Raw genomic sequence first — 12,687 nt, forward strand, 5'->3', positions numbered from 1 at the left:
AAGTTGGCTCTGATTATTTAGTAGTGACTTTAGTTCAGACTCACTCTCTTTTATTTCTATATCTATTTGTTTTGCCATACTACAATATACAATTTATTGAGTAAATTAACAAAAGAAATGGTATAAAGACATTAATGTTTTTTGTTTCAATTTATGTATCATACTCTGCCTTTTTAAATTGAAACTGAATTTCAGTAAAGAAACTATGTCATTCCGAATGCTACGGAGAGTAAAATATATTTTACTTGAACGTATATAGCGTAGCTATTTAGGAGCCTGCCTGTCGGAAGCTACGGTGTACCCACATCTTTTAAAAAAGATTTATATTTTATTATTTACTTTTCTTTGCGCGTCCAAAGAAAAGTAACAAAAGAAAGGACGCCCCCTTCGATAGGAATTTCTTCTCTCTTGCGCTCGAGAAGAACCAGGCACAAAACTTCGACGTCGCGCCAATGCGCCATCCAATACTATGCTCCTAGGCTTCAAAGCTTTTGTGCTTTATTCTTACGAAGGGGTCGGGGATGCCTGATGGTCATTCCTTAATGAGCACCTTAGACCCCTTTTTTAAATTAATTCCCAAAATTATACCTGATAGTAAAACCAGAGCGAATAGTGGTTTGTGGAAATGCTGTAGAGATAGCATATTCTGAAAACGAGTAATCAAAATAAAAGAGTGCTGTTAAATTTTTACTAAACGCATAATCTGCAGAATATTTTACACCCCAAATTGTTTGCCCAGATGTTACTTGATTATTTTCCAGATCCAAATATCTAATAATCGTTTTATTATCTCTTACAGAGATATCTGCCTTCATGTTTAAATCGCTTACCACACGTTTTCTTGGTCCTGCTAATTTAGAGCGTATTTTTAAATCTTTAATTCTATACCCTAAACCTATAATATACTCATTTCCTTGCACCTCTGTCATTAAATTATTATCAAAACTTAGTGATAACAATCTGTCTTTTCTAACTTCTGCTAAGATTTTAACGGAATTCTTCATTTCAAAATCAAGCCTAACCAAAGGGCTAAACATCTCTGTTAAGTTAATGTTACTTAACAAACGTTCATTTTTATAATTACCAGATTGATCTTTAGTATTAAGTGCCTGATTATCGTAATCTAAAGTTGGATCTATGGCCTCATAATCTAGATTAGATTGAAATTGGTTTATTGTATATGTTGAACGGTACCCGTGTGTTAATGAAAAACGTTTAAAACGCTTTTTAAACCATTTAAATTTCATAAAACCAGAATACTTTAAATCCCAGTTAGGAATAGGCATATCTCTAAATGCTCCTAGCTTCACACTACTGGCATCTTGACCGGAATAGGCTGCTAAAAAAGCAGGCAACAATACGGCTTGACTGGTTTTTCCATAACCTTTTGGATAACCATTTAAATTATCATCTTCAAAATTAGATGGGAGAGTCATATTAACTCCATTTCTCGCAGCTAATCTCCTAGCTATTATAAGTCTGTTTGCCTTAAAATCATTAAAAGCTTCAGAAGTAGTTTCGTCACTTTTACTAAATGCTGTTTTTAATAAAACAGTTGATATATTAAAATTACCAAAGGTATTTGGTGTTAGCGACTCATATTCATAAGTATCTCCATTTTCAGTAACTTTAAAGTTTTCGGTATAATTTTCAAGGTAGCCACGACTTCCCACAATGTCAATTTTTAAACTTTTGACTGGTTCTAAACTGGCAGATATATCAAGTTGTTTTGTATTAGTTGCTGTATACTGTTGATTAAATTCTGGAAAAACGGTTAACCAGCCTCTCCTTGCTGCAAGATGCCTCACATCACTTTGACTACCAAATGTAAATGCTGTTGTTGGTTTTAAAGTCCCTATAAAACCTGGTGTTTGTAAATATCCTGGTAAAAATGTTCCACTATTTTCTGAATAATTAACTTGAATTCTTTTTATACTTGTTAAAATATCTATACCTGCATTTAATATTTTTGTAACCGATTGATTCTTTACTTTTGGCGGTGCTTTTTTCTTTCCACCGGGCCCTGGAGGTGCTCCTCCATTTGAAGCTGACCTAGAGCGTACTCTTTTAATAGGTTTTTTCACCAATCCAATATATTTATACAACTTTTTCATATCTAAAGTTGAATTAATATTATGAACACTTGAATTTGAAATAGTGTTTCCTAAATCATAAGTGGTATTAGGATCATCTGGTAATGTAATATCACCATACAAATCCGAGCCTTTTTGCCATTGAAAATTACCTGTGTATTGATAAGTCGCATCAAGAAAGCTAAATGTTGGTATTTTATTAATTGGTAACTGATATGTGATTCCCAAATCTTGATTTTGTCTATTTGGATCTCCAAAATCTAGAAAACCATCCCAAACATCTAATGTTGGATCTTGCTCTCCATTAATAATATCATCTTTAAAATAATTACGTACTATATTATTATTGGCTGCCCTAAAGTTTAATTGTAACGATTTTGTTAAATTGTAGTTAATGGTGTATTGAAAATCGAATGTGTAGTTTCTTCTAAATAGTTCCTCTATACCAATGTTTCCTCCAGTGAGATCAACTTCTCTAAACTTTTGTCTATTAAACTGCCTATTAACATCCGTGTTAATGGTAAAACTTGTTGGTAATAAGTTAACATTGAAATCTTTTAAAATTTTCCAGTATTTCCCTCTAAACAGCGAATCGCTTTTCTTAAAGGGCTCTATTTCAATTGGATTAAAATTAAATGCATAGTTTGCACCAACTCGCACTGTTTTGTTAACAGAATTTTCAATCTCAAAATCTCTATGCTCTACTTTATTATATGAATAATTTAAAGTTAAATTCTCTACATCATAAAAACGCGGTGTCGCATCTGATGTTCTAACTTTCCTCACTCCTATAAAATTAATACTTTGTCTTCTGGTATAGTCTTCAGATTGTTCTTTAATCTTATCTCTATCGTCTTTGGTTTCCGCAGCATCTAATCTGGAATCCAGAGTTAAATCTTTGTAAAACTGATCGTACTTAGGTGTTATAAGCTCTTCACTTTGGGCATAGTTAAAAGGCACCTGAACACCCCACTTTTTTGGTAATAACTGTCCAACATTAATATTTGTAACAACATCGTATTGCTGTACATCTTCTAAGCTACGCTGACTTGGCCCTTGTTCAAGACCCCCAAAACCAGCAGTACTTTTTCTTCCTGTTGCACTTATATTTGCAAAATCTGCAATATTAGTATCTACACTTAATACAGCTGCCCATCCTCCTTCGTTATCTAAATCTGATAAACGGAGTTCGTTAAACCAAACTTGCGTACAAATGTTAGAAGCATCTGTATTTTTAACTCCCACCATAAGCGTTCTGATATCCCCGAAATTCGGATTCCCTTTTATAGCCACACGATGTTGATCTGTTACATACCCTGCAAATTGGTTATTTACTTCAACTATCTCATCATTAACAACATCATAAAATCTTGGGTCGTTATTTGGTAGTGGTCCATCTGATATTGCCTGAGCTTTTATTTTCCCCAAAATATCTAATGGTAAATTAATTTCATTTTCATTGGGCCAAACCTCATTGGGGTCTGTTGAATTTTTTTGAGATTTTAATAAAGGAATTTCAATTTGATAATAATTCTCTGTAAGATCGTTACCCATTCTAATGAAACCTACTAACCGTCCTCTTCCTCCTTCTCCTTCCGGGAAACCATCACTACCATCATCCTGAGCATGTATAAACATTCTTAAACGTTTATATTGACGCATATCCATACTGATATTTTTAAATGCACCACGAGAATCTTGTGATTCTAAATCGCAAACATTGGCAACTAACGATTGTTCATTTTGACGTACTACGGTATTATTGTTAAATAATTCTTCTGGTTCAACTCCGGGAGGACTCACATATGTTCCATCATCTCCATTTTCAATGGTTCCTATAATACCCAACGAAAATTCTGTAGGATCATTATCATTATTCGTTTGTGTATCTAAAGACTGCTTATAGCGCCTCCAATCGCTTCTAACTAAATCTAAGGTACCAAAACGAAATACTGTAGGTTCAGTAAATTCTTTTAAATACATTCTAGTAAAACGAATGGATCTAAAATCAGTAATACCTCCAACACGTTTATAAGGTATATTCTCTGGTGTCGTATTATCATCAAATCTTTCCAAGGGTACATCAACTGGAATTCTAAAAAGATACCACTTAGGATTTGGGCTAGATCCACTTTCACCAGAAGTGGTTTCTCCATTAGGGAATCTTCTTGGTTCTGAATTTTTAAAATCAACGATAAATGGGTTTGTATCTATATTTAAAGTTGCTGGTGTTATTTCCAATTCATATTCAAAATAACTATCAATCGTATTCATAGTATTATCACGATTAATATCTTCTACATCGGGCTGTGTATTAGCTGCTCTATCTGTATCTGTAAATGTCTCCGGGGTATTCCCTTCAACACCATTGTATTTTTTATAACGTTCGAAGATATTCCCTTCTGTATTTAAAAAATAAGTGTAATTATCATTTGATGGGTCATCCAACCCTCTAAACGGCTCGAATATCGAAGTTAATAAAGGATCTCCATCAATAACCGGAGCTTCATCACTATCGCCATAACCATCATACCCCACATCCTGATTTGTTCGTTCTTGACCAGTGGTATCAAATGCATAGATTAATGATTGATTTTGTGGTACCACGGTTCCCCATGTTGTGGGCTGTAACAAACTGATGTCGCCATCTTGAGGTAATCCATTTTCATATAGTTTCCTACCATCCTTAACAATATCCTCTGAAATATTTCCAAGGTTGAATACTAATTTTCCACCTGGGTTTGTTGGGTTTTCCTGAAAAGGATCCTGTAACCAGAATTCAATATACTCGACATTTTGTTGCTCAAAATCTGTAGACGTTAATTGCCGGGTAATTCCAGCCCAATTATTTTGAGGATTATTTAAAATACCACTTTCTGCTGAAGGCTCAAAATTATATGGTCCTCTTTCTTCTGGATAATAAGCCAAATCCAGTGTAAAAAGGACTGTATTTTGCCCCTGTACCAAATCTCTATCCGGAAACAGCTCGTTTATAAATACGCGACTGGTATATAAACTAGAGAGGTCATCATCCGATATATCAGAAGGACGCTGACTACTATAAAATATAGGGTCTATGCTATACCAGTTTAATAAAGCTCTACCATAACCATTTTGAATGCCTGGTCCATCTTCTGGATCTTCTTGTCTATTTCCGTTTATATCAAATGGTCTACTGGATAAAAACCATGATTGCTGAGATTTTAAGTCGATAGCATTTTGCGAACCTTCAAAATCATCAACATAAGACGTGGCTTCTCCATTAAAATCAGTACCTTTTGGAGATCCTGGTGCTAAATATGCAAACTCGCCTCTTACTGATAAATTTGATTCTGCATCTGTATCAATATTGGGTAACTTATTAGCTAACCGTGTTAAAAAAGGTACTTTTGTTGAATAATTCCCATTAAATCCAAAGATGGTATTATTTATAGGCTCTGACCCAAAATTTGCCTTTTGGGTAATAGGTCTTTCATTGAGGTTTAAGAGTGTTGCTCCTAACACAAAATTCTCATTAAATTTATGCTCTACGTTTATCCCTGTAAAACGCCTCGTTTGCTGACCAAAAACGGCATTGTTTTCGGTTGAAACTTCAATAGGTGTATTGGATGCTTTTAAAGCTTCATCTAAAATCTGAACGCGCCCTAACTGGTAATTTACAGTATAATCAACTCCTTCTACTAAAACACGTCCTCCAGCCGTTACTCTAACAGACCCCCTTGGAACATTAAAAGCGCCTAAAGGAATCCCATCTCCTCCTGTAGATTTATAACGCCCTTTTAGTCTGAATTTATTTTTCTCAATCTCCTCTAAAGCAGCTGTTTTTGTTTCCTTGTACAGAATATCATAAACATACTTTTCCTGATTAGGGTTGGTATAGGTTTCCTGATCATAATCAAAATCGTTATTATTGGGGTTTCCATCATCGTCTAATACATCAAATAAATATCTTCCAAATGGCTCTACTTTAGTGAAAATTATTTTTCCATTTTGAGGCAATACGGTAACTCCCGGTATAAAATCAAAAAAGCCATCCCCATTACTCTGAGGATCATTATTAAAGTTTAATTTATCTAGGTTGAATAACCTCAATAATGGTGTTTCTATAATGTCTTTATCGTCATTCGGGTCGATCGGTGTATGATTATCAAACGGAGGAAACGTCGTCCCTTCAACAGGTTTGATAAAATTTAATGGAGAGGCTTCGTTATAAAATATATTAAGCTTAAAATCATCCTGGCTTAAATTAAAAGCACCTGTATTATAGATGTTCTTCATCATTAAATCCCAAACAGGCTGTTCTACACTGGTAACACTGCTCTTTAATAGTTTTAAAATTAAATTAGAATTCACAACCTGTGTTACTTGTCCTGAAGCGTTGGTAGTTACATCGGTAGCATCTACACCATCATTGGCGAATTCTCCTACTTGGTACACATCTCCTCCTAAGGTATATTGAAATGCAACGGCTAAAACCTCGTCATTATTTAAGCGTTGATTTAATGATATATATCCTAACTCTGAATTTAAAGTATACTCTTGACCATTTATTAATTTTCTAGCGTTTTCTAGTTTGGCATAATCAAATCCTTCTGTTGTTCCAGGTACTGTTATTCCTGCCTGTGCCGTAGCAACATCTCTAATAGCATCTGTTATCTGAGATCCTGCCCCTCCAATATTAGTTGGATCTAACCCATTATTAGGGTTATTTGGTACAGCTTCCGGTCTAAGAATATTAAGAGCAGGTGCCCCTATTTGAGTGGCGACTGACTCTCCTAAATCCTGAAGTGCCACAATATTTCTAACATTCTCTGTTCTGTTACTTCTATTGGTTACCCAAACCTCAAGTCTTGTAATTTGTAATCCTCCATTATTTATAAAAGGATAATTAATTAAAGCTTGGTCGTATTTACCTCTAAAATACTGGGCTAAAAAGAAGTGTCTATTCTCATCGTAATCTCTAATAAACAAATCAAATTCTTCAACAGTTCCGCCACCTTGGGCAACTACAGTATTAGCCTGTGATTTTTGTTCGGAAAACACACCTGTAACTGTGGTTTTACCAAATTGTAATTGTGCTTTTACACCAAATAAACTCTGCGCTCCTGTAATTAATGAGCTGTTTAAAGGCATGCTCACATTACCAACTTCTATTTTCTGAATAATATCATCTTCTGTTGGCGTGTATTCTAACTTAATAAGGTTTTGAAAATCGAAAGTTGACTGCGTATCATAATTTGCTGTTACTTGCAAACGTGTACCAACTTTTCCTAATAAGCTTAGACTAATTCGTTGGTCAAAATCAAATGTGAAATTACTTCTATTTCTAGGTGAAAAGGATGGATTGTCTTGTTTTGAAAACAAAATTCCTAGATCCATTTCTACAGACCCCTGCGGAATAACCTCAATAGTATTCCCTCCAAAAATAGTTTCAAAAAGACCTGATTTTACATAAAATTCAGGTAAAAGGTTTTTTTGCTCGTCCTTAGCACCTCCTTTTTTACCATCAAAAGCATCAATTTTTTCTTTATAGTAGGCTTTTAAATTTTCTTTTGCAACAAAAGCATAGTATTCTTCAGGTGTTAAAATAATTGGAAAGTTAATATCAAATTCTCCTATTTTTTCGGTGTAGATATATCTGTTGGTAAAAGAATCGTAAGTGTATTTAGATTCTACACTGTTTGGGTTTGGTGTTTTTAAGCGACCTAAACTAAAACCTGTTTTAACTGAATCTTGCTGAACAGGCTGCTGAGACCACGCTGTTACTGAACATAGTAGAGCTAAAATTAAAAAAGCACTTCGATTGTACTTAGTATGATAATTTTTGACTAGTTTATAAAATTTGAGATTAGTTATATTCAAAGTCTACTATAAATTTTTTAAAGCTTGTTTGATAATGGTTTCTACATTAGCATCTGGCTGTGCAATTATAATCTTATCTACAACTCGTTCCGCCTGTTTCTTTACAAAGCCAAGTACTTCTAAAGCAGATAACGCTTCTTCTTTACTGGTATTGCCTTGAGAAACGGAAACTTCATCAATATCATAAATCTTTAAGATTTTATCTTTTAAATCTATAATAACACGTTGCGCTGTTTTTGCTCCAATTCCTTTTATGGATTGAATTAAAGCAACATCATTTGAGGCAATCCCCTCTCTTACTTGTTTTGGGGTTAAAGATGACAACATGGTACGCGCTGTACTTGCCCCAATGCCACTTACAGATATTAGCAGCCTAAAAATCTCTCTTTCTGCCAAAGATGAAAAGCCATAAAGTGTATGCGAATCTTCTTTAACTTGAAGGTGTGTAAATAGTTTTAAATTCTCATTGTCTGAAATTTGAGAAAACGTATGTAATGAAATATTTAGCATATAGCCTACTCCATTACATTCTATAACAACATGTGTTGGATTTTTTTCAGTAAGTTTCCCTTGAATATGAGTTATCATGTATTTTGTTCGTTAACCGACCAAATGTAATAAATTTATTCACATTAAGTTACTTCCTGCCAGCATTTTCTAACTCCCATTTTTCTTTATGCTGGGCATCTATGACCGCAATAGCAGTCATGTTTACAATTTCATCGACACTCGCACCTAATTGCAGAATGTGCACTGGCTTTTTCATACCCATCATAATAGGTCCAATAGAATCAGCTTCGTGTAATTCTTTTAATAATTTATAAGTAATATTTGCAGAATCAAGGTTTGGAAAAACTAATGCATTTACTTTCTTTCCAACCAATTTTGAAAACGGGAATTTTTCCCGAAGCATATCATCATTCAAAGCAAAATCTGTTTGCAATTCACCATCTACATTCATATCTGGAAAATGACGATGCAAATACGACACAGCTTCTCTAATTTTGGATGCCATTTCATTTTCTGATGATCCGAAATTAGAATACGATACCATTGCTAATACAGGATCCATACCAAACATCTTAATGACTTTAGCCGTCATTTGAGTGATCTTAGCTAAATCCTTCGCACTAGGATTAATATTTATAGAGGTGTCACTTAAAAATAAAGGACCTCTTTTTGTCATCATTAAATTGGTAGTTGCTATACGAGTCACGCCATGTACCATACCTATAAGTTCCAACATGGGCTTTACTACTGTTGGATAATTGCGAGAATATCCCGAAATAAGCGCATCTGCATCACCTTCATTAACCATCATGGCAGCAAAATAATTACGCTCCCTCATTAAACGCTGTGCTGAATAATAGGTTACGCCTCTTCGTTTACGCTGCTCCCAATATACTTTAGCATACTTGTTTTTGCGATCGTTCTCTTCTTCCGTTTTTGGATCTATAATAGGAATATCTGCATCAAACTCAATTTCTGCTTTAAGCGTTTCTATGGTTTCTTTTCTACCTAATAGAATAGGATGTGCTATGCCTTCTTCGTATACTATTTGAGCTGCCTTTAAAACGTCCAATTGATCTGCTTCAGCAAATACCACACGTTTTGGGTTCAGTTTAGCTCTATTCAAGAGCAGCCTAACCAACTTATTATCAGAACCTAATCGTTCTAACAGTGAATCTTTATATTTTTCCCAATCAGTAATAGGTTGTTTAGCTACACCACTTTCCATAGCTGCTTTAGCTACTGCTGGAGGTACCTCGGCAACTAGTCGAGGATCAAAAGGTTTTGGTATAATATAATTTTTACCAAATGTGAGTCTGGTTTCTCCGTAAGCTATATTAACTTGTTCAGGAACAGGTTCTTTCGCCAATTTTGCCAATGCTTTAACGGCAGCCATTTTCATAGCTTCGTTTATTTTTGTAGCGCGAACGTCTAATGCTCCTCTAAATATAAATGGAAACCCTAACACATTATTCACCTGGTTAGGATGGTCGCTACGACCTGTAGCCATAATGATATCTTTACGAGTAGTAACAGCGATGTCGTATTTTATTTCTGGGTCTGGATTGGCCATAGCAAAAACAATTGGATTTTTTGCCATAGCTAACAACATGTCTGGAGATACAATATTTGCCATTGAAAGTCCGATAAACACATCGGCATCTTTCATGGCCTCGTCTAAGGTATCTATTTTTCTGTGCGTAGCAAATTCTGCTTTTTCTTTAGTAAGGTTTTCTCTATCGTCTCTTATAACACCTTTACTATCCAGCATGACCATATTTTCTCGTTTTGCACCACAGGCTTGGTACAAACGAGAACAAGAAATAGCCGCAGCACCAGCGCCACTTATTACTATTTTAACTTCTTCAATCTTTTTTTCTGCTAATTCCACAGCATTTATCAAAGCAGCAGCAGAAATAATAGCTGTACCATGTTGATCATCATGCATCACAGGAATATCCAACTCTTCCTTAAGACGTCTTTCTATTTCAAAAGCTTCAGGTGCTTTAATATCTTCTAAATTGATTCCACCAAAAGTAGGCGCTATCATTTTTACAGTTTGAATAAATTCATCAACATTTTCGGTTCCTACTTCGATATCAAATACATCAATATCTGCAAAAATCTTAAACAGAAGGCCTTTTCCTTCCATCACTGGCTTTGATGCTTCTGGGCCAATATTCCCTAGACCCAAAACTGCCGTTCCATTAGAAATTACGGCTACTAGATTTCCTTTTGCTGTATATCTATAAACATTGTCTTTGTTTTTTTCAATTTCCAAACAAGGTTCTGCTACACCTGGTGAATAGGCTAAAGACAAATCTCTTTGGCTTGCATATTTTTTGGTTGGAACTACCGCTATCTTACCTGGTTTCGGTTTTGCGTGATATATAAGGGCCTCTCTTCGTTTGCTTTCTTCGCTCATAATGGACTAATTTTTAAAACTCCAAATATAACAATCCTATCTTACCTTTTAAGTGTTTAATACAATAAAAGAATTTTTTGAAACGAACTACCTCAAAGCAAAACCATAACGGTACACTTCGACAAATTCAGCACAGGTTTTGTCCTTTGAGATAAAAGTCAAAATTCTTATATTTATCTAGTATAGAGCGTCAAGAAATCCTTTTTGATTAAAAGCTGATATTGCAGATAGGTTTATTTGGTCATTTTGGTAAGTTTTCGCATCCAACATAATTTATCTTTTTAAAAATTCAATATTTCTTTTTAAACCTGAAAACTTAGCACGCTTAACTGCAGATTTTTGAAATACTTTTTTGAAGGTATCTTCTGTAATTTCTTCCCAATCTTTTTTAGTCATGGATAACAATTCGGGATGCGGGTTAAAAAGTGGTTCGCTATGTGGTTTCGAGAATCGATTCCACGGGCATACATCCTGGCATACATCGCAACCAAACATCCAATCTTCAAATTGTCCTTTAAATTCTGTTGGAATATTTTCTTTTAATTCTATGGTGAAATAAGAAATACATTTGCTTCCATCTACTACATAAGGTTCTGCTATTGCTTGTGTTGGACAGGCATCAATACATGCTGTACATGTGCCACAATGATCTGTTGTTGGTAAATCGTATTCTAAATCTAAATCGATAATAAGTTCTGCAATAAAATAAAAAGAGCCTACTTGTTGGGTTATTAAATTGCTATGCTTCCCTATCCAACCCAATCCGCTTTTTGCTGCCCAGGCTTTGTCTAAAACGGGAGCGGAATCTACAAAAGCTCGTCCTTCTACCTCTCCTATTTCTTCTTCTATAAAATTTAAGAGTGATTTGAGTTTATCTTTTATTATGAAATGGTAGTCTCTTCCATACGCATATTTACTAATTTTTGGAGCGGTCTTGTCTTGTTGAAATTCTGATGGATAATAATTTAATAACAGAGTAACAACACTTTTGGAACCTTCTACCAGTTTTGTTGGGTCTAGACGTTTATCGAAATGATTTTCCATATAATGCATTTGTCCATGCATATTCTTATTTAACCAATTTTCTAATCTTGGGGCTTCTTCTTCTAAAAACTGGGCTTTGCTTATACCACATGATAAAAACCCTAGGCGCTTGGCTTCGGTTTTAATAAGAGTTGTATGTTTTGATTTTGAATTCATTCTTCTATTGGGCTTCGACTGCGATCAGCCTGACATTACAACTGATACTTTCTTGAGGCTTCGACGCACTTCTGATATTATCACAACTTATTTGTGCTAAACTTTCTTTTTAATATAATTATGTTGTAAATATAAATGAATTCTATGATGTCACACTGAGCGCAGTCGAAGTGCTTATTTAACTTATTCATTATATTTATAATGGGTAGCATTTCTACACTCAGAAAGTATTTGAAGCATATCAAATTGATCATTTATTAATGCTTGTTTTTTTAGTCTAGTCCATCCTTTAATTTTCTTTTCAAAATAAATAGCTTGCAAAACATCATTAAATTCTTGATAAAATTCTAATACTAAAGGTCTTCTTTTATATGTATATGAATCTCTTTTGTATCCATATTCATGCTCTTTGAAACGTTTTTCGATATTATTAGTTATTCCTGTATAATAGGAATCATCTGCACATTTTATAATATAAACGTAATATAAATACATATAGTTTTTTATGGGCTTCGACTGTGTTCTCAGCCTGACAAACTGATATTTTACTTTAGTTTATCTCGAGCGTAACCGAAGCGCTCAGCTCTACATTACGTC

General features: G+C 34.4%; 5 protein-coding genes. All 5 read right to left on the reverse strand.

The features are described 5' to 3' along the window. Positions 1-569 precede the first annotated feature (569 nt). The 5 genes from sov to EM932_RS17545 all read right to left on the reverse strand — a co-directional run bounded on the left by sov (position 570) and on the right by EM932_RS17545 (position 12,585). Positions 570-7,955: a T9SS outer membrane translocon Sov/SprA gene (sov, locus tag EM932_RS17525; RefSeq protein WP_135878506.1), complete on the reverse strand. Its 7,386-nt coding sequence runs from the start codon at positions 7,953-7,955 to the stop codon at positions 570-572. Positions 7,956-7,961: 6 nt separating this feature from the next. After that, complete coding sequence (gene ruvA, locus EM932_RS17530; RefSeq protein WP_135878507.1) at positions 7,962-8,543, reverse strand: Holliday junction branch migration protein RuvA; 582 nt, start codon at positions 8,541-8,543, stop codon at positions 7,962-7,964. Positions 8,544-8,592: 49 nt separating this feature from the next. Then, the gene (locus EM932_RS17535) at positions 8,593-10,890 is read right to left on the reverse strand and encodes an NADP-dependent malic enzyme (RefSeq protein ID WP_135878508.1); all 2,298 of its coding nucleotides are present in this window, start codon (positions 10,888-10,890) and stop codon (positions 8,593-8,595) included. Positions 10,891-11,163: 273 nt separating this feature from the next. Then, the gene (gene queG, locus EM932_RS17540) at positions 11,164-12,090 is read right to left on the reverse strand and encodes a tRNA epoxyqueuosine(34) reductase QueG (protein ID WP_135878509.1); all 927 of its coding nucleotides are present in this window, start codon (positions 12,088-12,090) and stop codon (positions 11,164-11,166) included. 183 nt (positions 12,091-12,273) lie between these two features. Next, positions 12,274-12,585, reverse strand: coding sequence for a GIY-YIG nuclease family protein (locus EM932_RS17545; protein WP_135878510.1), 312 nt, complete (start codon positions 12,583-12,585; stop codon positions 12,274-12,276). Positions 12,586-12,687 lie beyond the last annotated feature (102 nt).

It is taken from the genome of Flavivirga rizhaonensis, assembly GCF_004791695.1.
Lineage (GTDB): Bacteria > Bacteroidota > Bacteroidia > Flavobacteriales > Flavobacteriaceae > Flavivirga > Flavivirga rizhaonensis.

What these genes read in the sequence shown, in the direction of transcription:
- ruvA (WP_135878507.1), bottom strand. Translation starts at nt 8,543, where the DNA reads ATGATAACTCATATTCAAGGGAAACTTACTGAAAAAAATCCAACACAT.
- EM932_RS17535 (WP_135878508.1), bottom strand. Translation starts at nt 10,890, where the DNA reads ATGAGCGAAGAAAGCAAACGAAGAGAGGCCCTTATATATCACGCAAAA.
- queG (WP_135878509.1), bottom strand. Translation starts at nt 12,090, where the DNA reads ATGAATTCAAAATCAAAACATACAACTCTTATTAAAACCGAAGCCAAG.
- EM932_RS17545 (WP_135878510.1), bottom strand. Translation starts at nt 12,585, where the DNA reads ATGTATTTATATTACGTTTATATTATAAAATGTGCAGATGATTCCTAT.